This is a genomic window from Acinetobacter sp. YH16031 (assembly GCF_013417335.1).
In the GTDB taxonomy this organism is placed as follows: domain Bacteria; phylum Pseudomonadota; class Gammaproteobacteria; order Pseudomonadales; family Moraxellaceae; genus Acinetobacter.
In genome coordinates this window covers 1-23,651 of record NZ_VPED01000012.1, presented here as the reverse complement: position 1 = coordinate 23,651, position 23,651 = coordinate 1, and the positions used below count along the sequence as shown (strand labels likewise).

Below are 23,651 nucleotides of genomic sequence, written 5' to 3'. Positions count from 1 at the left end.
AGGATACAATATGACTTCTTTTTATAATGGAGGCACCAGCCAAGAGATTTTTAATCTGATTGGTCAAGCTGCTGCCTTAGAGGATATCATAGATGCGATTACCTTATGGTTAGGGGACAAAATCCCGGATGCACTGGTATCTGTCATGTTGTATTCGGAACAGGAACAAACGCTTAATTTAATAAAAGAACCAGCCTATTTTTCCAGAGAATATGTAGAAGCTTTAAAAGATCTAAAAATCGGCCCGAATGTAGGCGCGTGTGGTGCAGCTGCATATCATCGTCGTTTAGTGGTCTGTGAGGATTTACTCAATGATCCGAACTGGGTCGCATATAAACATCTGGTTAAACAAAATGGTTTAAGAGCCTGCTGGTCGGTACCAATTGCCAACGGGAGTGGCAAACTTTTTGGCTCTTTTGGTACTTATTATCGTTCGATCAAGTCCCCTACTCCAAATGAAATTGACCTTCTGCAATATGCGGCTTCGCTGATCGCCTTAACCTTTGAGTTGTATGAAGAACGCAAAAAACGAAATCATCTCAAAGATAAATATCAGTCATTTTTCTCTTTTCATCCCGATGCAATTTTTGAGCATAATCTGGACGGCAATATTGTAGATGCCAATCTGGCCACCAAATTTTTTAACGAAGTTGGTGTTAAATCGCATATCGGAACTAAAATTGACCATTTTATTGAACCTGAACATCGCCCTCTTGCCTTAGAAGCCTTTGAGCAGGCCAAGCATGGTCTGACTGGACACCTTGAAGTTCAGGCACATAACTCGGCAGGACAGAAATACTGGCTCGATTTAACTTTTTTGCCAATTAAAATGAATGGTGAAATTGTCGGTATTTTTAGCGTGGCACGCGATATAACTGAACGCTATCAAAACAATGAAATGCTGAGATTAATGAAACGTAGTGTCGATGCAAATCCGCATGGCATTATTTTAACTTCGGCAGAAAATGACCAGCCTATTGAATATGTTAATCCGGCCTTTGAGCAGATTACCGGTTATAGCCTGGAAGAACTCAAAGGAAAAAATTGCCGCATCTTGCAGGGACCTGATACTTCCGCGGAAAGCGTCCAGCAAATCAGCGAAGCCATTCAGAATAAATCTGAAATCAAGATTGTCCTGAAAAATTATCGTAAGGATGGACACTGGTTCTGGAACAAGCTAAACCTAGGTCCAGTCTTTGATGAAAATCATAAGTGCACTCATTTCATTGCCATTCAACAGGATGTGAGTCAGCATGTTGCCCAGCAAGAACTAATCGCTTATCAGGAATCACATGACCATTTAACCGGCTTTATCAACAATAAGCTGTTTGAAGAAGTGGTTCAGGAAAAACTGCATCTAGCGCAGAGTGGTTCTGCAAATCTAGTGCTTTTATATCTGGATCTGGATGATTTTGAACCTTTGAATCAAAGCCTCGGTCATGATATTGGCGATAAAATTTTAAAACTAGTGGGCAATCGTCTGAGCCAAAACCTGGAGCCGGAAGATGTAATTTCCAGATTTTCAGGAGATGAGTTTGCAATTTTATTAACTCAAATGAATGATCTCAAGCAAGTTGCTGTACGTGCCGAAGAAATCATCGCCGGATTATCTCAGCCTTTTCACGTAGATGGTTATGACATTCACCTGAGTGCAAGTATCGGTGTCGCTGATGCTGATCCCGACATCAAATGCGTTAAGCAGTTTATCAATGCAGCCAAGGATGCCATGCGTGACGCCAATGCCGAAGGGGGTAATACCTGGCACTGGTATAATTTCACGAAAGAGCCTTTACCGAAGGTAGATTATGTACAGCTTCGTCATGAACTGATGGTCGCTCTGCATGAACAGCAGTTTAAACTGTTTTATCAGCCAATTCTGGACAGTGAAACGGGCAAGGTCAAATGTCTGGAAGCCTTGATTCGCTGGCAACACCCAGAAAAAGGCTTTATTTCTCCTGTCGATTTTATTCCTTTTGCAGAAAGAACTGGTCAAATTGTCTCGATTGGCGAATGGGTGCTCAGACAGGCTTGTGAGGAAGTCAAAGCCTGGAATATGCAGCATGAGACTCAAATTTCGGTTGCCGTCAATCTGTCTCCCTTACAGTTTAAAAGAAGTGGATTCCTGAGCGATCTGCAGCAACTCTTGTCGGAAATTGAATTCCCGCATGAGCTGCTTAAACTGGAAGTGACTGAAAGTATGCTGATTGCCAGCGGTGATAAGTCGATTGAGATCTTAAAAAATGTCCGGGCTTTGGGGATTAAAGTTTCGGTGGATGACTTTGGCACTGGTTATTCGAGTTTAAGTTATTTACGTAGCTTACCGATCGATGAGATCAAACTGGATCGTAGCTTTGTACAGCATTTACCCGGCAATCCACGAGATGAGGCAATTATTGAAGCCATAATTACCCTAGCGCATAAGCTGGATCTGGAAGTCGTTGCGGAAGGAATTGAGAATCCTGAACAGGCTGAGTGTTTAAAATCACATCATTGTGATTATCTGCAAGGTTTTTACTATGCAAAACCTGCCCAGCTCAATCAGCTAGAGTTAATCAGTTCCTGATTAATGTTCCCTGTTTGAGCAGTACAGTTTCAGCTTCTAAGTAAGCTAACTCTTCTAAATGATGGGTCACATAAATCATCGGTAAATTCAGCTCATCTTTAATCCGTTTTAGGAAAGGTAAAATCTGCTGTTTTAACTGTTGATCCAGTCCCGTTAAAGGTTCATCTAGTAGCAACAAATTTGGTGAAGACAATAATGCCCGACCAATAGAAACGCGCTGCGCTTCTCCACCTGATAGCTGATGGGCTTTGCGATAAATTAGAGGCTTTAATTCTAATAATTCTACGATGTCTTCAAACTGGAATTTTCGATCTGCTCTAGATACCAGTTTTTCTGCATAACATAGGTTCTGCTGCACATTCATATGTGGAAACAGCAAAGCATTCTGGAAAACTAATGCAATTTTGCGCTGATGCATTGGAATATTAATTTTCTCTTTTGTATTGACTAAATCCTGATGTTTAAACTGAATATATCCTTGATCAGGTTTTAATAGTCCAACAATATTTTTGAGTAAAGTACTTTTTCCGCTTCCAGATGCACCCACGATCCCTAACAGTTGCTGCGACATTTCCAGTTTAATATTTAATCTGAAATCGGCTTGTTGATATTGAAAATCACATTTCAACATTTCAGCCTCCCAATTTCCGTTGATAGTTTTGCAAAATAAAATAATTGGCAATTAAGGCAGTAAATGCCAAAAAAATAGATAAAACCACCAGACGCATCGCCATTTCTTCACCATTCGGTTGTTGCAGTAAGGAATAAATTGCGATGGGAATAGTGCGGGTTTCATCCGGAATATTTCCCACAAAAGTAATGGTGGCGCCAAATTCACCCAGACTGCGGCTAAAACATAAGATGCTGCCAATCAGCATACCGGGAATCGCCAGAGGTAAATTGATACTCCAAAACACTTTCCACGGTGCTGCGCCCAATGAACCTGCGATATGTTCGAGTTGCTGATTCATGAGCTGAAATGACAAACGGATCGGTTGCACCATCAGCGGAAATGCCACAATCATCGAGGCCAATACCGCCCCTTTCCAGTTAAATGCCAGTTGCAGCCCGAGTGTATTGAGATATTGGCCAATCATGCCTTGATTACCAAACAGCACCAAAAGTAAGTAACCTAAAACCACAGGCGGTAATACCATTGGCAATTGCAAACATGCTTCGACCACAAATTTAAGCCGAAATTCATATCTGGCCAAAACCCAAGCCAATACTACTGCAAAAGGTAAGCAGAATAAGGTTGCAAAGCTAGCCACTTTGGCAGACAGGTAGAGTGCACTGAGTTCTTCTGGACTTAACATCTTGCAGTTATTTCTCCAGCCATTAGGGGTTCAGCCTAAATCCATATTTTTTAAAGATGGCTTTGGCCTGCACGCTTTTTTGTATAAATTGTTCAAATTGCACTGCTTCTTTATTCTGCACACCTTGCCGTGTCAAAGCTAAAGGATAAACAATCGGACTATGTGAACTTGCTGGGAAAGTACCGATGATTTTCACTTTTCGACTGATCAGGGCATCAGTTTTATAGACAATCCCCACTTCACATTCACCGCGTTCGACGAAAGCCAAAGCCGAGCGTACATCATCCGTTCCAACAATTCGTCCTTTCAAGCCATTTAACCAGTTCAGTTGGGTCAGACTTTGCTTGGCATATTTCCCGGCAGGCACTGACTCCATTTGCCCGGTACATACATAACCTTTAAAAGATTGGGCAAAATTAAAATTAGATTGGGGTTTAAAATGAATATTCAGATGTTTCGGGCTGATCGTCACTAATTGGTTTAACAGGATGGGATGAACTGAACTGGAATTTATGAGTTTCTTTCGTACCAGATAATTCATCCAGTCCTGATCAGCTGAAAAGTATAGATCGCTGCTGGCTCCTGCTTCGATCTGTTTGGCTAAAGCAGAAGATGCACCAAATACGGAAATAATCTTAGTTTGCGGATGTCGAGCTTGGTAAATTCTGGAAATTTCGGTCACAGCATTATTTAGACTCGCTGCCGCGTAGATCCTCACTGTTCCTGCATGGGCTGAAGTAAACATCATGGCCATGCACATGAATAAAAACAGAGCTTTTTTCATGTGCATCTTCCCCATCAGTGAATAAATAAACCTTGAACAAGATCCCCTTCTTTCAAGCTTTTTCCTGCCGGAATACGAACCAGACAATTGGCCTGCATGAGATTGCTCAGCATATGTGATTGCTGTTTGGACAGACTTTTAACTCGTAAAACCGATTGCTCAAAGCTGGCAGACATTCTTAAAAAACGTTCTCTAGCATCTATTTTCAGATCATGGGTGAGTACAGCATTAAACCAGTTCGGCTGAGATTTGTGTCCTTGTAAAGCATTTAATAAAGTTGCGGTGTAGATCTGCATGCCCACATACATTGCTGCGGGATTGCCTGGCAAACCCAGCAGATAACAATGTGAACTATCATTGCGCTGTAACTGGGCAAAGAACATCGGCTTGCCCGGCTTCTGTTTTACTTTCCAGAATATCTGTTCAAAGCCTAAATTTAGTGCTACAGGCCGAATGAAATCATAATCTCCGACGGATACACCGCCTGTGGTTAAAATCAGGTCATGGCTTGCTGATAATTCTTGAATGAGATCCCGTACTGCGGCCTCAGTATCTGCAACATGAAAAATTTCAACCTGCTGCCCGGCTTGCTGAAACCAGGCTTCAACCAAGGGGCCATTGGCATCAAAGATTTTACCCGCTTCAAAGTCTTCTATACTTTCAGCAACTTCATCACCTGTAATGACCACAGCCACTTTAGGATATTGAAAAACCTCAACAGTATTGATTCCCGCCATGCTTAAAGAGGCAATTGCACCGACTGACAGCTGTTGACCTTTATTGGCCAATAATTGCCCGACTGAAATTTCTTCGCCCACATCGCGAATATCGGCATGAACTTTAAGCTGTTCCGTAATTTTGATTCTGGATAAATCGATCGCTTGAACAATTTCCTGACGTGCGACCGTAGTAGTCCCAAGCGGAATTTTAGCGCCAGTAAAAATCCTGACGGCCTGACCATCCTGAAGTTGCAGTTCACCCTGTTGTCCCGCCCGAATTTCACCAATCAGTTGGAATTCGCGTTCTGGTTCAATTGCAGATTGGGTACACAGTGCATAACCATCTACGGCACTTTGCGAAAATAACGGTAGATTAATCCCAGAATAAATATCTTCTGCCAGATAACGATTTAAGGCCTGATTCAACTTCAGTCGTTCAGTTACTAACACTTGAGTATGCTGCAAAATCAATTCTAAAGCCTGATCTACTGTAATCAGGCCATGTTCTGCTCCGCATCCAGACATTATTGATAACCACCTTGATGTGGAATATTTTTTTGCACATCAAATAAATGTACTAACGCTGGTAGTACAGCAATTAAAGATTCTTTGGCGCCCTGTCGGCTGCCCGGTAAAGTCATTACCAAACTGTTATCAATATAACCGGCAACGCCACGACTCAAAGCAGCATACGGCGTGCGTTTCTGCCCGAAACTGCGTGAAGCTTCCATGAGTCCAGGAATTTCCCGTTTAAGTAAAGGCTGTAAAGTTTCAACTGTTAAATCTTTAGGGCCTAGGCCTGTTCCACCCACAGTTAAAATCAATGAATAGTCATTTTTCTGTTGATGAACCAAGGCCAATAATTGTTCAGGATCATCTGGAATTACCTGATAGGCAATATTTTCAAAATTGGCTTCTTGTAATATTTCTAGGACATTTTGCCCTGCTGTATCCGGTTTTTTACCGGCAGCGACTGTATCTGAAAGCACAATGATGGATGCTGACAAGGCTTCTTTTAAGACACGGGTAAAATGCGATTTACCGCCTTTTTTCTTTTGCAATTTACATTGATCCAGACATAAGTCTTCCGGTTCACAATGTGGTTTGAGCATGTCATAGAGGGTTAATCCAGCCAGACTAACGGCAGTCAAGGCTTCCATTTCCACACCAGTTGGACCAATAGTCTCTACTGTGGCAATAATTTCGACATGTGCATCAAACAGTTCATATTCCACATCTGCACGATAAATTGGTAAGGGATGACAAAGTGGAATCAGTTCATCGGTTCGTTTAGCCCCTAAAATCCCGGCGATGCGAGCTGTCTTTAGTGCATCACCCTTTTCCGTATTGCCATTCCGTAATAACTCAATGCAATGTGGCGGTGCATGCAGAATCCCTGTAGCCACTGCAGTCCGATAACTTTCTGCTTTCATCCCGACATTTTTCATTGCATGTTCCTATAGTTCATTTCTTCTTAAAACGTGTGTCTGTTCTGACTTATATCGGCCATTGATAGATGAATGGCGTATTCTCTTTGGCATGATGGCAATGTTGATTTGTCTCATCTGAATGTTCTGAATGACGATGCGTGTGAGCAGTTTCTACATCTTTACGGATACAACACCCCTCAACATATTGACTGCTGCCATCCATATAAAATTCTTCTTTCCAGACTGGCACTTCATGTTTAACCCGCTCCACTGCTTCCTCACAAGCGGTAAAAGCTTCACGTCGATGTGCAGCATAAGCAATCGCGATAATGGCTTTTTCACCAATATCTAATGCCCCAATTCGATGAATCACCCGCACATAGGACACGCCGTATTTGGCCCGGATTTCCTGTTCAATCTGGCGAATCATTTTTTCTGCAACAGGTGTATAGGCCGTATATTTCAGTGCCTTGACTGCTTTACCTTCATGGTGATTACGTACCGTTCCGATAAATACGCCGACTCCACCACATTCAGGAAAAGACTGGATCGGATCAAAACTTTCCAGATCTAAAGCAGTATCTTGGATCCGGGAAATCTGTTTGAATTTGCTCATTTCAGCCTCCTGCGACAGGTGACAACAGCACCAAAGTACTGTCAGCATGAAGAGGTGTCTGACGTGAAATGATATCTTCACCGATGGCACAGGCACAGCGTTCAATCATGCCAAATGCATCAGGATAATCTTGTCCCACCTGATTCAAAACTTCAGATACGGTACTTTGAGATTTGCAGATAATTTCGAGATCTTGCGGTAACTGTCGCTCTACCGCACCGAAGGCTTCAATTCTGATTCTGATCTGTGACATCTTAGCCTCCTATCATGTGCATACTAATTTTGCGGCTGTTTTGATTCATACTTTGATTTTTTAAACGCTGCTCTATGGCATGAAAGCCCTGTTCTTTGTTCCAGATATATCGGGATAAAGCACCATACAAATTCAACTCACTTAGAGCTACAGATGCATTTAGTGATTTGATTTCCTTTCTAAGATTCAAACCTTGAGGTGCAAACAGGCAGTTATAAAATTCACCTTGTGCAGTCAATCGCAAGCGGTCGCAGCTGCCACAAAATGAATTGGTAATGGTTGAAATAATTCCAATCGGATGGCCATCAATCAGATACTGGCGTGCGGGTTCCGAAGCTGATTGGGCAGAATTATTAGTTTTTTGAGTGAGCGTAAATTCAGTCGCCAAAGTTTCTAAAATGTATTGTTCACTGACTACATGCTCAGTAGACCAATTGTGATCACCATCAAGTGGCATAAATTCGATAAAGCGCAGGACAATGTTTTGCTGAACTGACCAGCGCGCCAATGGCAGGATCTGATCATCATTGATACCCTGCATCAATACGGTATTGATCTTAATCGGTAATCCAGCAACTTGTGCTGCCTGAATTCCTTCCAGCACAGGTGCTAAATCTTTTTGAGTCAGCTGTTTAAACTGATCAGCATCCAGACTGTCCAAACTAATATTCAGGTCATCCAGTCCCGCCTGCTTTAAGGCCTGTGCATATCGTTTTAAGTAATGCGCATTGGTGGTTATGGAAATGCGTTGTAGTCCCAGCTTTTTCAGCGCTTGCAGTTGTTCAACAAAATGCACCACGCCCTGACGCATTAAAGGCTCACCACCGGTAATGCGGATATACTGGATGCCATGACGCACCATAAAATCGCAAAATTGATACAGCTCTTCAAAACTGAGCAGATCGTGTTTTTTCATCCATTCCGGATGTTCAGGCATACAATAAACACATTTGAAATTGCAGCGATCGGTCACTGAAATCCTTAGTTTGCGCTTGCCACGACCGAACTGATCGACAAACAAGGCATCATTTTTAAGCTGTGTCATCATATTCATGTTGAACATCCATCTTCAGGCATTGGGTGGGTTGTTGCACACATGCGGTGCGCGAAACTCAAATCGCCCAATCTTGTAATAATTAGAATTGCAATAAGTGTTCCAACTTTGTGCCAAAAGCAAAATATTCAGTTTTTAGTGCAGAAATTTGAGCTGTTGATACTGTTGCAGTTCATCCAGCGAGTTAATACTGTGAAAAAATAGCGCACGATTTTTAAAACGTGCCACTTGTGCGTGCAAATCAGCAAAACAGTGTTTAAGACTGCGCTGTTCCTGTTCAAGATGTAAGTTCAGGGTTGCCAGACTGCTGCGTTTGACCAGACAAAATGGATAAAGTGGCTTACCGTTAATTTCCACATAAGCCACTTCAGCCAGACTGTTTTTGGCTAGAGCCTGATGCAACTTGAGCAATACTCTGGAAGGAATATAAGTTAGGTCACAAGGAACAAACAGCACATAATCCGACTGTACATGCGACCAGGCACTTTTCATGCCCATTAACGGCCCCTGGAATCCTGGCTCATCATCTAGATAATAATGAACACTAGGAATAAGTTTCTGGTAAATGGAATAGTCGCGATGGCTGTTAATCCAGACCTGTGCAACATTCGATTTCAGCTGTTGGTGAATCTTGATCAGCTGAATCTGGTCATCGAATTTCTGCAACAGTTTATTGATGCCATTCATGCGTCTTGCCTGTCCACCCGCAAGAATCACCAGATCAGTACGCGGATAGGCTGTTTTATTATTTTCTCTCTCGGCTCCTTTTTTCATTCTACCGTCTCCAATTGACATGTTTTAATCAGGCCACGGATTTCAGGTAAACACGAACCACAATTCCCTCCGGCTTTTAAACATGCGGTCACCTGTTTTTCATCCGTAATATTTTTAGTTTTAATGGTTTCAATGATGCGGTTTTTACCGACTTTAAAACAGCTACACACCAGTGGACCTTCATTATTTGCCATCGACATCGGCTGTCCGGCAAGTAGAGCCTTACGGTGCATAGCACTTAAACGTTCACGTTTAAACAGACTTGCCACCCAGTCGCGGTCCGGCAATAAGGCCTTCGGTGCAATATATAGGCTGGCAATCACATGACCATCCTGAAGTATCACACTATGACTGATATGGGCGGTCTGATCTTCAAGATTCAGCCATTCAAAACTTTCATCCTGAAATGGCAATAATTCTTTTAAATGCTCAGTGGTATAGCTAAATTTCTTCCGGTCTGCCAGTTCATAACGTATTGCCTTGCTGGTAGTGATTTTAGTCCACCACACGGTAGCTTCAATCGACGGCTGTACGATTTTTTCAAAGCCTTGACGCACATAAAATACGCCTTGCCACTGGCTATAAAATGGATGGATGATAACCGGAGTATGCTTGAATTCTGGCTCACCCGAAATAGCATCCACTACCGAATTCACCACCTTGCCAATCCGGGCATCGGATGCGACCTGATCATTCCAGTGAATCGGGGCAAAGACCTGTCCACGGCGGATATTGTCACTAATAGTCGCACGCAAGACACAATTGCCCCACTGCGATTTCACCTCAACCAATTCACCATCCTGAATCCCGTATTTTAGTGCATCATTCGGGTGAATTTCACAGTAAGGTTCGGCACGGTGCGTACTCAAATTCGCCGATAAACCGGTACGGCTCATGGTATGCCATTGGTCACGAATCCGGCCAGTATTCAAAATTAAAGGATATTCACTAGAGGTTTGATGAACCGGATTGACCGCTGAAATTGCAATGAATTTGGCTTTGCCATCTGCATGGCTATACTGGCCTTCGCTATAGAGTCGAGCTACTGAATCTTCTGCCTGATCTTTTCTCCATACTGGCCACTGTACCGGTTTCAGTTCATCATATTCAGCTAGGCTTAAATCGGTTAGGCCTTTTAAATTAAAATAGCGGAAATATGGCGTTTCAGATCGCTGACTTAAATCAGAGTTTTGCTCAGCAGATAATTGGGCATGCTCCAGAAAAATGTCATGGCTATTATTAAAATCAAAACCTGTGAAACCCATCTTCTGAGCCACTTGACTGATCGCCCACCAGTCAGCTTTGGCTTGCATCGGTACATCTAAAAAAGCACGCTGTCTGGAAATACGACGTTCTGAATTGGTCACGGTGCCATCTTTTTCCCCCCAACCTAAAGCAGGTAACAAGACATCAGCATATTGTGTGGTATCCGTATCCTGACAGATATCAGACACTACCACGAATTCACATTTGTCCAGGGCGCGTTTGACCTGATCGGCATCTGGCAAGCTGACCACCGGATTGGTGGCCATAATCCAGATCGCCTTGATCTTGCCGCTTTCAACGGCCTGGAATAAATCGACTGCTTTCAGTCCTGCTTGTTTAGCAATATACGGGCTTTGCCAGAAATTTTGTACCAGCTGCTGATGTCCCGGATTTTCTAAATCCAGATGTGCAGCCAGCATATTGGCTAGACCACCGACTTCACGCCCGCCCATCGCATTTGGCTGACCGGTCATGGAAAATGGCGCTGCACCGAGTTTGCCGATTTTACCGGTGAGCAAATGACAGTTAATAATACTGTTGGCTTTATCGACGCCACGTGATGACTGGTTTACGCCCATGGAGAACAACGTTATTACTTTGTCTGTCTGGGCAAACTTTTCAAAGAATTGAGTGAGTTTAACTGCTGAAATACCGGTACGTGCAGCCACATCCTCAATCGAAGCTTCAGTAGAACTGCTCGCTAAAGCCTGTTCCAGCCCCTGGGTATGTGCCGCAACAAATGCTTGATCAACGTAACCATGCTGATGCAAGTACTGTAATAAACCATTAAATAGCGCCACATCCTGACCCGGCAGAATTGGCAAATGCAAATCTGCTGCTTCACAGGTGCTGGTAAAGCGTGGATCAACCACGATCACAAACAGGTCGCGCTGTTCTTTGGCGTTCATAATGCGTTGGTACAATACTGGATGGCACCAAGCGGTATTGGAACCGACCAGTACCACCATATCGGTATGTTCAAAATCTTCGTAACTGGCTGGAACCAAATCTTCGCCAAAGGCACGTTTATGTGCCGCAACCGCAGAGGACATGCAAAGACGTGAATTAGTATCGATGTTTGCAGTACCGAGATAGCCTTTGACGAATTTATTCACTATATAATAGTCTTCGGTCAGCAGCTGACCGGAAACATAAAAGGCAATACTGTCACGACCATACTGGTCGATGCATTGCTGGAATTTATTGGCAATGGACGAAACTGCAGTATCCCAACTCGTGACTTCACGCTGATCTTTACGACCCAGCATTGGATGTAGTAAACGAGTTTCAAGTCCTAGGGTATCGGCCAAATTACTGCCTTTAATACACAGCTTACCGTAATTAGAAGGATGATTGGCATCGCCTTCAACAGTCACTTTCGGACCTGATGTGGTCGGCGTTACATGTGCAGTCACACCACAACCCACGCCACAATATGGGCACGTGGTCTGTGTGGTTTTAGTTTTTAATTCTGTGGAGCTTTCAATTTCCACAACGGGAATACTGTTCATGGATGCTCCTTAGGAGTTGAAACACAATTTAATTCTTTTCAAAAAAGGTTCATTACAACGGTGTCTTTTCAATGCAACTCATTTATTTGGATCAACCTTCGGTTCGACCTACTTTTCTTTCGGGAAAAGTAGGCAAAACCATTGTCATCCGCAAAACTCGTCCTCATCTGGCATGTATCAAAAAGGTCGCAGAAACATTCATTTTCATATTTTGTCTTGGCTCAAACAGTTGCGGATGACGTTTCCGCGGATCTTGGTTTCACCATGACAAATTGATTTTTTACCCTGCTTTCTTTAATGCAAAATCCCGACCAAAAAGCAGCTTGTTACGAATCGTTGCAATTGGGGTTTGATCTGCAATCAGTTCGGCATACCAGGCACCGTCTTCCGTATCACCAAACAGCACCGCACCAATGACTTTATCCTTTTGAATAATAATGCGTTTATAGATTTGACGTTTCTCGTCATTCAGTACGATATCTTCAAAATCATCTTTTGGTTCGAAGTCACCTGCAGAGAACACATCACAACCACTCACTTTCAGCTGAGTCGGAACCGTCGGCGCTTTAAAGGTCAAGCTGCCATGCTCGGCCAGATGTGATGCACAAATGAACGCCTGGCCCCAAAGTGGTTCAACCAGACCAAAGGTTTGACCACGGTGCTCGATACATTCACCCACCGCATAAATACTTGGGTCAAAAGTCTGCATGGTGTCATTTACCAGCACACCGCGATTACAACGCAGACCAGCACTTTGCGCCAATGCGATATTTGGACGAATACCAACTGCAAAGACCACCAAATCAGCTTCCATTACAGTCCCATCTTTGAGTTTCACTTGGGTCACATGACCTTCTTCACCAATCAGGCATTCGGTATTCGCTTCAGTCAGAATGGTGATGCCTTTCTGTTCAATCGCAGTTTTCAGCATCTGGCTGGCTTTACTGTCCAACTGACGGTCCATGATGCGATCCATCAGATGCAATACTGTGACATTCATGCCTTGCTGTTTCAGGCCATAAGCAGCTTCCAGGCCCAGTAAGCCACCGCCGATGACGACCGCATTTTGTTTGGTTTTGCAGTAGTCCAGCATGTTGTTCACGTCATAAATGTCGCGGAAGCTAAGTACGCCCTTTAAGTCGCTACCTGGAATTGGCGGAACAAATGGCTTGGAACCCGTCGCCAGAATCAAACGGTCATAACTGATCATTTCGCCTTTTTCGGTATACACCTGCTTACGCGGACGATCAATACGTACTGCTGGATCACCAGCAATCAGACGGATACCTTTGTCGGCATACCAGGCATGTGGATGCAGCATGATGTCATCAATGGTTTTCTCGCCAGAAAGCACTGGCGACAGCATGATGCGGTTGTAGTTGCCCCAAGGCTCTTCACCAATCACAGTAATTTCATAACGTTCTGGTGCCATATCCAGCAGATCTTCCAGACAACGCATGCCTGCCAGACCATTACCGACCAGTACCAGTTTCATTTTTTCCGGTGAAACACCGTTGTTGGTGATATAGGTTTTTTGTGGCACGGGGCTAATGAACACCTTGCCATTTTCAATTTTGTTTGGAAAAACCAGCAGTTTTTGATCTTTATCTTCCAGGCAGCGGCCAGTCGCCAAACTAAAATGCTGCTTGTAAATTGGTGAAGCGACTACACGCTCGCCTTGCAGGTCACCAATGATACCGCGTGACATCACAAATGCTTTACTAAATGGATCTTGGTTACTGAGTGCATAAACACGTTTTTCTGAGCCCACACGGAATATCGCAATTTGCTGATCTTCCACCAATGCCGCTACGCCAGTATTTGGGGTAATGTCATCCAGTGCACACACTTCAACCCAATTCAGTTCATTCATATCTTTTAAAATTGTCATATTCTTGCTCCTTTATTCTTTGAATCAGGCTTCGACTACCGGAATACGGCTGGCATTGCGTTCAGCTTCAGTTTTTGGACGGATCTGACCGCGCACTTCAGTAAATTGAACGTGCGGATCGTTTTGCTGTTCAGCCTTGGCATTAATAAAGGTTTTGAAACGTTTACGGACTTCAGGATCTTCAACTGCAGTACGCCATTCATCCTGATAAGTGCCCACTACATGCTCCATACGACGCTCGAGTTCTGCTGCCAGACCCAGTGAGTCATTGACGATGACATCTTTCAGATAATCTAAGCCGCCTTCGAGGTTGTCGCGCCATACTGAAGTACGTTGCAGACGATCAGCCGTCTGGATATAGAACATGAAGAAACGGTCGATATAGCGGACTAAAGTTTGTGTATCCAGATCTGATGCCAGTAGTTCAGCATGACGCGGTTTCATACCGCCGTTACCACAGACATACAGGTTCCAGCCTTTTTCAGTGGCAATCACACCGACGTCTTTGCTTTGTGCTTCGGCACATTCACGAGTACAGCCAGATACCGCCATTTTCAACTTGTGCGGAGAACGCAGACCCTTGTAGCGGTTTTCCAGATAGATCGCCAAGCCCACAGAATCGTCTACACCATAACGGCACCAGGTGCTGCCAACACAAGATTTAACAGTACGTAGTGATTTACCGTAAGCATGCCCCGATTCAAAACCGGCATTGATCAGTTTTTCCCAGATTTCTGGTAATTGATGGAGTTGCGCACCAAACATATCGACACGCTGGCCCCCAGTCAGTTTGGTATACAGACCATATTCTTTAGCAATCTGACCAATGACGATCAGACCATCTGGAGTGACTTCACCACCTGCCATACGAGGAACGACAGAGTAAGTACCATCTTTTTGAATGTTACCGAGGTAGTAGTCGTTACTGTCTTGCAGGCCGGCATGGCTTGGTTTCAGGACAAAGTCGTTCCAGCAAGATGCCAGGATGTTTGCCACTGTTGGCTTACAGATATCGCAGCCCAGACCATGACCATGTTGCTGGATCAGGTCATCAAAGGTCTTGATTTCATTAACACGAACCAAGTGATACAGCTCTTGACGTGAATAAGCAAAGTGTTCGCAGAGATGATTGTTTACGGTAACGCCTTGACGTTGTAACTCAGATTTCAGAACTTGCGTCACCAGCGGTGCACAGCCACCGCAAGCTGTTGCGGCTTTGGTGCATTTTTTCAGTGCGCCAAGCGAAGTAGAACCATCGGCAATCGCAGAACAGATATCTGCTTTAGAAACGTTGTTACATGAACAGATAGTTGCGCTGTCAGGAAGTAAGTCTACCCCGCTGCCGCCAGTTTTCGCTGCTGCCTGATCAAAGCCTGGCATGATCAGGCTTTCTGGATTTTCCGGGATTTCCAGACCATTCAGCATCATTTGCAGCAGGTCGTTATATTCTTTGGCACAACCGACCAACACTGCACCCAGCAGTTTGGTTTTTTCTGCATTGACCACAATTTTCTTGTAGATCTGTGCCGCTTCATCGGCATAGAAGTAGCTCAGTGAACCTGGTGTCATGGCATGTGCATCGCCAACTGAGGCAACATCAACACCCATCAGTTTCAACTTGGTGCTCATGTCTGCGCCAGCAAATGCTGCACATTCTTCTTGCAGTACATGTTTCGCAGCAATACGTGCCATGTCGTAACCTGGCGCAACCAGACCAAAAATCTTGTTATTCCACAGCGCACATTCACCAATCGCGTAAATGTCTGGATTGGAAGTTTGGCAATAATCATTGATCATGATCCCGCCGCGCTCACCGATTGCCAAGCCGCTTTGACGTGCTAGCTCATCACGTGGACGGATCCCCGCAGAGAACAGGATGATGTCGGTTTCTAGCTCGGCACCATCACCAAACTTCATCACGTGTTTGGCATTTACGCCCTCTTCAATAGACGAGGTTGCTTTTTGGGTATGGACTTTAACGCCTAGATCTTCGATTTTGCTGCGTAATACTTTACCCCCAAGATCATCAATCTGAACTGCCATCAGGCGTGGTGCGAATTCGACCACATGCGTTTCCAGATTCAGGTCACGCAGCGCTTTTGCCGCTTCCAGACCTAACAGGCCGCCACCAATGACTACACCCGTTTTGGCATTTAAGCTCGCTGCACGAATGGCATCCAGATCTTCAATAGTACGGTAAACAAAGCAATTTTCACGGTCATTACCCGGAATTGGCGGCACAAAAGCATAAGAACCCGTTGCCAGAATCAGCTTGTCATAGGTCAGTTCCTCGCCATGCTGGGTGGTTACTGTACGTGTTACCTGATTGATGGAAACCGCTTTAGTACCTAAACGCAGGTCAATACCATACGCATCTGCAAAGTCAGAGCGACATAAAGTTAAATCTTTTGCAGATTTTCCACTGAAATATTCAGTTAAATGTACACGGTCATAAGCCAGACGCGGCTCTTCTGCCAGAATCGTGATTTCAACCTCATCACCCGCATGCTCAAGCACAGATTCAATAAATTTGTGTCCTACCATGCCATGGCCAATCATTACCAGTTTCATATTCCTTCTCCTAAATTTTCTAAATCTTGTATCTTGTGTTTTAAGCCAGGTTGTTTCGTTCAAGGACAGCTTCTTCATACAGCTTTTGCTCTTTGGCTTTATGCTCAACCGAGAAGCGAATCATCAGAACAAAACTTGCTGCAATCACGACCAGGCCGCCAAGTGCCATCAGACAGGTTTGAATATCCAGCATGCCTTTAAGTAAGAATCCTGCTGCGACCGCACCCACGTTACCGCCTGCACCGATAATGCCAGCCACACCCCCTAAAGCATCCCGGTCAATAAATGGCACCAGCGCATACGTTGCACCACATGCCATGTGGGTAAATAATGCGAAGACAGTCATTGTGATGATGGCCAGCATGGCACTGTTCATTTGCGAGAATAAAATCAGGAATAAGCCTTCCATCAAGATCATGGCAAACAGCACTTTGGTACGTCCGTCCAGGCCTTTTTTGATGGCGACTTTATCTGAAACAATGCCACCCAGTGCACGGGCAAACAGTGCTAGCAGACCGAAGATCCCGGCCGTCATACCTGCTTCTTTTAAATCAAAGCTGAAGTTTTCTACATAGTACATGGCTACGATGTTATGAATGAAGATTTCGATACCGAAACAGGCCGCATAAGCGCCAAATAGAATCCAGACACGGTAGTTACGTGCAGCATGCATCAGAATTGCCATGCCACCTTTTTTCTCGCTACCTACCTGAATTCCTGCTGCGCGCAGTTCTTTAAAGTTGCCTTGTGGACAGTCCTGAGTGAATTTCCAGTACAATGCACCGACGATCAGCATCATCAGGCCCGGAACAATTAAGGCAATTCTCCAGCCCATCGCCTGTTCAACACCGAACATTACCGGCGCAGCCAGAAGTAAGGGCATCAAGGCTTGAGTTGCACCACCACCTGCATTTCCCCAACCTGCAGATGCCGCATTGGCAGTACCCACTACATTCGGCGCAAACATGATGCTGGTGTGATATTGGGTAATGACGAAACTGGCACCAATGGCGCCAATCAGTAAGCGGAAAAACAGAAAGGATTCATAGCTATTCGCAGAGGCAACACCAAAGACCGGGATACTGCCAAGCACCAGTAATGCGGTATAGGTTTTCCGTGGACCATATTTGTCACATAGCGGACCGACAATCAGTCGAACCAGAATGGTGATCGCGACTGCTGCAATATTGATATTGGCGATTTGATCTTTGGTTAAGCTGAATTCACCTGCGATCACAGGCATCAGCGGTGCGCAGGCGAACCAGGCAAAGAAACAGACAAAAAACGCGAGCCAACTCATATGGAAGGCTCTCATTGCTGCGCTGCTGAAATTCAAAAGACTTATTTTTGTTGCTTTCTTTTCATATAAATTTGAAGACATCACCATCTCCTTCCAGAACTGAACGTATAGGCTTATCTACTATGCGAATTGCTGCACACCAGATGCGATCAGAACGGACGTCATTGGCCGTCTTACAAATTTCTTTAGAGTCGTCTTTGACTCAAATTCTATCAAGCACAAAGCGTGCCAATAAAATAATTCTATGAATAAGTATTTGTATTTATATTAATTATCTAGAGGTACTTTTATATTTTTTCTAAAATATAGTGACTTCGAACCAAGCTCTCTCTTATTTTTCTCAGCATATTTATATCTGGATTTTAAAATTGCCACTTCAATGCACCTTTTGGCACAGCTTTAGTGCAAGGAAGAACATAATCAAACTAGATATTTTTAATTAAAGAAAAACTTGTAGTTAAATCTTAAATTTTTTAAATGAGTTAGCTACTTAAGAATCTAGATATGTCTAATACAATTAGATTTGAAAAATTTTAATTCAAGATTATGTACTTCACTTGAATTTTGGACATATAGAAAACAATGTAAATTTATTCCATATTTTTTAAATGATTACGTGGTAGCAACATTAAATAGAGAGCCAATCCAGAAACTGAATAGCATGGCAACGATGCCCCAAATCATGACACGCAGTGCGCCTTTCCACATGCTGCCACCACCCGCATAACTGGCTAATGCTCCCATCATTCCCAGACTAAGCACTCCCACCAGCATGACGCCCTGATCTAGCAAATGTGAAGGCAAAACCAAAATGGATACCAATGGAAATAAAGAACCTACCGTAAATGCTGATGCTGAAGAAAATGCCGCCGTAAAGGGCCGGGCAGCTGTCTGTTCCAGAATTCCAATTTCATCACGCGCATGCGCATCCAAGGCATTATGTGCAGTAAGCTGTTTTGCCACTTCTTCGGCCAGATCAGCTTCTAAACCTCGCTTGATATAAATATTTTTTAGCTCTCTTAATTCATGTACGGGATGCAGATTTAATTCCCGCTCTTCCATGGCGAGATCATTTTTTTCAATATCCTGTTGCGACTTGACCGAGATATATTCCCCAGCTGCCATCGAGGCTGCACCAGAAATCAGGCCAGCAACACAAGCAATTAAAAGTGTTTGTGACGAAGCACCACTGGCTGCCATCCCGACAACCAGACTGGTCACGGAAATAATTCCATCATTGGCACCAAGCACTGCGGCACGCAACCAGCCAGAACGTTGTATATAGTGTTTTTCATGATGATGGGAATGAGGCATGTCTTTCTCGTTCTTCTAGCTGATGAAATAAGATTTTAAATTTTAGCCACTTACTATTTTATCATCTTACTTTAAGCTAAATATTTCAAATATGAATCTTCACTTTCAGAGATATCTTCGAGTTTTATTTACTTATTTTTAAAAAATAAAAATTATTTATAGAGAAAGCTTAAATGAATTTTAGCCAGCGGCCGCCATAAGCAACTCACTGGCTATACCTTAAAGGATGAACTTCTGATTATTAACAATGACCTCTCACTTTATATAAGTAATAAGGCCAAACGCTTAAACTAAATACATGGCATTAATCACTGATATCAAGACCATGCCTTAGCCTCGGATGGCAGCTTCAATTGCAGCGACATCAATTTTCTTCATGGTCATCATGGCATCAAAGGCTCTTTTAGCAACACCATGGTCTGAACTGTATGATGCTTCAAGTAAAGCTTTAGGGATGATTTGCCAAGATACTCCCCATTTATCCTTACACCATCCGCATTCACTTTCCTGACCACCATTATTGACGATCGCATTCCAATAGCGGTCAGTTTCTTCCTGATCTTCTGTGGCGACTTGAAATGAGAAAGATTCATTATGTTGAAATACAGGTCCTCCGTTTAAACCAATACATGGAATACCCAGTACGGTAAAGTCTACTGTGATGACATCACCTGCTTTACCAGAGGGATAATCTCCAGGTGCAAGAACGACGGCACCTACAGATGAATTTGGAAAAGTTTCTGCATAAAATCGTACAGCTTCTTCAGCATCATGATCGTACCAAAGACAGATGGTATTCTTTGCGATATTCATGATCTCACCTCTTCTTTCAGAATAGGTTTTAGACTACTTAAGAACTCTTAAATATCTCATCTATTAGTTGAGTCCTACTCTTCCCATCTTTCACCTAAAACGAGAGTAAGCCTGTTTTAGAATTGTATATTTATTGATCTAATTGGCTGAAAGCGTCATCAAAAAGAATAGTTTTAAAAAGTCGAGAGGAAACCTTTATCACCACTTAATCATAATATGTGATTCTCTTTTTAGAGAATCGGTCAAGCTGCTTTAAAAATCCTTCGAAATAATCTTTCTGCTTTTCTTCAGTTCGATAACCTGCATATAAAGTCCGGCGCAGTCCATTCGGGGCTATACAATTCAAACGGCGTGAAGTCACCCAGCCTTTTTGCTCATATTCATTCACTACCCAATCTGGCAAGGCTGCAATTCCCCGACCACTGGCAACCAGTTGAATCAGCATTTGAGTCAAGTCGGTGGTCCGAATTTGTTTAGGTAAAATATTCGTTGGAATAAACAGGTGTGACATGATGTCCAGACGGTGCTTGTCCACTGGATAAGTAATCAGTGTTTCTTCCGCCAATTCTTGGACGCTAATACTTTGGGCACGCACTAAAGGATGAGTATTCGACAGTACCAAGCGCGACTCATACTCAAAAATCGGGAAATACTCTATACCCTTCAGTTCAATCGGATCGGCGGTAATAAGCAGATCGAATTCCCCTGTTTGTAATAATTCATGCGGATTGGCCTCAAAGCCAGAAGCGAAATCCAAATCTACATCTGGATATTGAATACGATATTGATTCAGTAAAGGCATCAACCAGTCGAAACAGCTATGGCATTCGGAAGAAAAAATGATCCGTCCTGTCTGCCCATGCACAATGCGAATGATATCACTCTGTGCAACATGGACTTGAGGCAAAATATCATCTGCCAGCTTCAGTAAGCGCTGCCCGACATTGGAAAAACTGACCGGGCGACTACGGCGATTGACGATTTCGACTCCGAACCATTGATCCAATTCACGAAGCTGATGGGACAAAGCTGAAGGCGTAAGACAAAGATCTCCTGCTGCTGCAACCAGTGAGCCATGTTCTCGTAACGCGACTAAGGTTTTTAAATGACGAAGTTCTAACATGAATGCCCTGAAACCTATTTAATCTGATTCAATCTTAATTAAATAAGCTTACCCTATTTTGAACTTTAATATTATTAAATTTCATTTTAAAATTTATAGAATGAATTTTTCTCAACCAATAAAATCTACCACTCTTATCGATACAAAATAAAAACCTCCGAAATTAGGAGGCTTTTACTTCAGTTAGAGTTTAAGACTCAACCTCTTTTCAAAAGAAGGAAACACCCTAGCTCAAAAATCATGAGACATTTCCTTCTATTCAGGCTTAATAAACTTAACTGTTTTTTATGGACTGAAAGACTTGATAGGCTGCCTTGATTCGCTCTGCATTGGGAATTTTTTTATTCATCATCATCACCAGTCCAAAATTTTCTTCCGGAACAAACAGCACATAGGTGCCAAAGCCATTGGTTGAACCGGTTTTATGAAAGACTTGTGATTTTTCCTGAATAGTATTTTTGACTATTGGATTTGCTTGCATCACGACTTTTTCAGAATTACTTTCCAGCAAAATATCGAGCGTCGTCGGATATGAAAAAGTCTCCCAACCGAGTGCTTGGGTCATTTTCCCAAGCTTAAAATATCCATGATGAGTTTCCAGAAGTGCTTGTTTAATATCAGGCTTGTTCTTTTTCAGATTCAGATTGGTATCTAATAATTTCAGCATATCGGGAAGTGTAGATTTCACCCCATAAGCCTGAGCATCCAGAGCTCCCGGGTTTACCCGCACCGGATGATTGTTCTGATCATAACCAAAAGCATAATGAACCCTTTGTGCTTTCGGAACATTGAGATAGGTATTCTTTAAATTGAGTTTTGGAAAAATCGTCTGTTCCAGCAATACGCTAAAAGGAACATTCATTGATCTTGCACTTAACTCACCAAATAAGCCAATACTTGGATTTGAATATTGCCGATATTGGCCAGGCGGATGTTTAACCTGCCAATTTTGGAAATACTCTAAAACTTGCTGATCAGTCTTAACCTGATCCGGAAATTGCAAAGGTAAGTTTCCACTCGTATAAGTCGCTAATTCCAGCAAACTGACTTTGTTGATTTCTGAATTCTTTAAATCAGGCCAATATTTAGCTGGATGATCATTAAAAGAAAGCTTGCCCTGACTCTTGGCATAGCCCCCTGCAATGCCCGTAAAGATTTTACTTACAGAACCTAATTCAAAAATTGTTTGCCGATTTACAGCTTTATGGTCGATATGAGATTGCAGGCCATAATAGTATTCATGATTTTTTCCCTGATAAATCACCCCGACTGCCATTCCCAATACATCATATTGTTGCATGAGCGGCTTGAATGACTGATCAATAGCAGCCTTAATATAATATCCCTTTGTTTCATCTGCATTTGCCTGAACGCTAAATCCTATAGCCAAGACAATGATTCCTGCCTTAAATCCCTTCACATTACTTAAAACCATTCTTATTTTTTATCCCATTTAAGAAAGTGGTTATCTTCTCACTTATTTCCCCACTCATCCTTAGTAGATTCTTTATTTCTCTTTCTATTGATTAGTGAATTCAATTTCTGAACTATTCAATCTCTCTTGTCTATAAGTTGCTCCCTCATAGAGGACATATAGTCATTCCAAGCTTTCTCCACTTTTTTATAAAAATGATAGAATTGGCATACCTATAAAATTTGAAAATAAAATATAAGAGTTAAATAAAAATAAGCTAAATTTAGCTATATCTCTAAACTTAAGCTTTTATTTTATTGACTAAAAAATTATTAAATCGAATTTCAATATTACCATTTAAAATAAAAACCTCCCAAAATAAGGATGTTTAAAAAATTAAAAATATATTTGAAAAATAAATCAGGCTATAAAATATATAAATTATTTTTAATAAAATCTTTTAATATAGTAAGTTTTTGATTATATTTATATTTTAAAAAATAAACCTAAAGATAAAACTATTCTATTTGCTTAAAAATAAATACTCATTTAAATATATACCCCCATAACCCTATTTATCTATCTTGAATTACTACAACTATCCATTAGCACTTTTAAAATCAAAAAACGTTATATAATCATTTATACGCCTTTTATATAGGTTGGATGATTGTGCGTTTAACCTTTCAGAAAGCTTCTATTAGACCTCTTTCATAAATCATTTTTTGCTCAGTTCCAAGTTGTAGATTCCAGCGATTAAATTGAATCTCAAACCAAGCCTTTTACCTCTATTTCGATAACGCTCAGCAAGAATTTTGAAGGTTTTCAGGCTGCCAAATACATGCTCAATTCCGATTCTTCTTTTATTGATTTCTTGATTATAGATTTTCAATTCAGGATCCAATTTACAGTGTCTTTTGGCTTTTAATGGCAACAGGC

The 23,651-nt window shown here is 42.5% G+C and carries 19 protein-coding genes; 1 reads left to right on the top strand and 18 read right to left on the bottom strand.

All coding sequences use genetic code 11. The features are described 5' to 3' along the window. Positions 1 to 10 precede the first annotated feature (10 nt). A complete protein-coding gene (locus FTV31_RS07545; RefSeq protein ID WP_180014013.1) occupies positions 11 to 2,563 on the top strand; it encodes an EAL domain-containing protein in 2,553 nt (850 codons plus the stop codon). Here the strand turns inward: FTV31_RS07545 and FTV31_RS07540 are convergent. The 18 genes from FTV31_RS07540 to FTV31_RS07455 all read right to left on the bottom strand — a co-directional run. Next, the gene (locus tag FTV31_RS07540; RefSeq protein WP_180014011.1) at positions 2,553 to 3,194 is read right to left on the bottom strand and encodes an ATP-binding cassette domain-containing protein; all 642 of its coding nucleotides are present in this window, start codon (positions 3,192 to 3,194) and stop codon (positions 2,553 to 2,555) included. The genes FTV31_RS07545 and FTV31_RS07540 overlap by 11 nt on opposite strands. Position 3,195: 1 nt before the next feature. Beyond that, positions 3,196 to 3,879 (bottom strand): molybdate ABC transporter permease subunit, encoded by a 684-nt coding sequence (gene modB / locus FTV31_RS07535; RefSeq protein WP_180014009.1) that lies wholly within the window; start codon positions 3,877 to 3,879, stop codon positions 3,196 to 3,198. A gap of 22 nt (positions 3,880 to 3,901) precedes the next feature. Beyond that, on the bottom strand, positions 3,902 to 4,663 hold the full coding sequence (gene modA / locus FTV31_RS07530) for a molybdate ABC transporter substrate-binding protein (RefSeq protein WP_180014007.1): 762 nt from the start codon (positions 4,661 to 4,663) through the stop codon (positions 3,902 to 3,904). Positions 4,664 to 4,677: 14 nt separating this feature from the next. Next, positions 4,678 to 5,907, bottom strand: a complete 1,230-nt coding sequence (locus FTV31_RS07525) for a molybdopterin molybdotransferase MoeA (protein WP_180014005.1) — start codon at positions 5,905 to 5,907, stop codon at positions 4,678 to 4,680. Continuing rightward, positions 5,907 to 6,830 (bottom strand): bifunctional molybdenum cofactor biosynthesis protein MoaC/MoaB, encoded by a 924-nt coding sequence (gene moaCB / locus FTV31_RS07520; protein ID WP_180014002.1) that lies wholly within the window; start codon positions 6,828 to 6,830, stop codon positions 5,907 to 5,909. Before moaCB ends, FTV31_RS07525 begins: the two co-directional genes overlap by 1 nt. 49 nt (positions 6,831 to 6,879) lie before the next feature. After that, entirely contained in the window at positions 6,880 to 7,428 is a 549-nt protein-coding gene (locus FTV31_RS07515) for a molybdenum cofactor biosynthesis protein MoaE (protein WP_180014000.1), read from the bottom strand. Between the two features lies 1 nt (position 7,429). Then, positions 7,430 to 7,681 (bottom strand): MoaD/ThiS family protein, encoded by a 252-nt coding sequence (locus FTV31_RS07510; RefSeq protein ID WP_034170381.1) that lies wholly within the window; start codon positions 7,679 to 7,681, stop codon positions 7,430 to 7,432. Position 7,682: 1 nt separating this feature from the next. Then, entirely contained in the window at positions 7,683 to 8,735 is a 1,053-nt protein-coding gene (gene moaA / locus FTV31_RS07505) for a GTP 3',8-cyclase MoaA (RefSeq protein ID WP_180013998.1), read from the bottom strand. Between the two features lie 135 nt (positions 8,736 to 8,870). Beyond that, positions 8,871 to 9,509: a molybdenum cofactor guanylyltransferase gene (locus FTV31_RS07500; RefSeq protein WP_180013996.1), complete on the bottom strand. Its 639-nt coding sequence runs from the start codon at positions 9,507 to 9,509 to the stop codon at positions 8,871 to 8,873. Then, positions 9,506 to 12,286: a nitrate reductase gene (locus tag FTV31_RS07495; protein WP_180013994.1), complete on the bottom strand. Its 2,781-nt coding sequence runs from the start codon at positions 12,284 to 12,286 to the stop codon at positions 9,506 to 9,508. Before FTV31_RS07495 ends, FTV31_RS07500 begins: the two co-directional genes overlap by 4 nt. Before the next feature lie 280 nt (positions 12,287 to 12,566). Further along, the gene (gene nirD / locus FTV31_RS07490) at positions 12,567 to 14,177 is read right to left on the bottom strand and encodes a nitrite reductase small subunit NirD (RefSeq protein WP_180013991.1); all 1,611 of its coding nucleotides are present in this window, start codon (positions 14,175 to 14,177) and stop codon (positions 12,567 to 12,569) included. Between the two features lie 24 nt (positions 14,178 to 14,201). Beyond that, the gene (gene nirB / locus FTV31_RS07485) at positions 14,202 to 16,748 is read right to left on the bottom strand and encodes a nitrite reductase large subunit NirB (protein ID WP_218948692.1); all 2,547 of its coding nucleotides are present in this window, start codon (positions 16,746 to 16,748) and stop codon (positions 14,202 to 14,204) included. A 40-nt stretch (positions 16,749 to 16,788) separates the two neighbouring features. Further along, complete coding sequence (locus FTV31_RS07480) at positions 16,789 to 18,129, bottom strand: MFS transporter (RefSeq protein WP_180013989.1); 1,341 nt, start codon at positions 18,127 to 18,129, stop codon at positions 16,789 to 16,791. Between the two features lie 531 nt (positions 18,130 to 18,660). Next, positions 18,661 to 19,362 (bottom strand): VIT family protein, encoded by a 702-nt coding sequence (locus FTV31_RS07475; protein WP_004783164.1) that lies wholly within the window; start codon positions 19,360 to 19,362, stop codon positions 18,661 to 18,663. A gap of 330 nt (positions 19,363 to 19,692) precedes the next feature. Further along, a complete protein-coding gene (locus FTV31_RS07470) occupies positions 19,693 to 20,175 on the bottom strand; it encodes a VOC family protein (protein ID WP_180013987.1) in 483 nt (160 codons plus the stop codon). A 205-nt stretch (positions 20,176 to 20,380) separates the two neighbouring features. Continuing rightward, positions 20,381 to 21,298 carry a LysR family transcriptional regulator gene (locus tag FTV31_RS07465; RefSeq protein ID WP_180013986.1) on the bottom strand — a complete coding sequence of 306 codons (918 nt, stop codon included), beginning with the start codon at positions 21,296 to 21,298 and terminating at the stop codon, positions 20,381 to 20,383. A gap of 274 nt (positions 21,299 to 21,572) precedes the next feature. Further along, the gene (gene ampC, locus FTV31_RS07460; protein ID WP_180013984.1) at positions 21,573 to 22,733 is read right to left on the bottom strand and encodes a class C beta-lactamase; all 1,161 of its coding nucleotides are present in this window, start codon (positions 22,731 to 22,733) and stop codon (positions 21,573 to 21,575) included. 697 nt (positions 22,734 to 23,430) lie between these two features. Further along, the coding region (locus FTV31_RS07455) for a transposase family protein (protein ID WP_180013620.1) at positions 23,431 to 23,651 on the bottom strand (221 nt) is incomplete at its 5' end.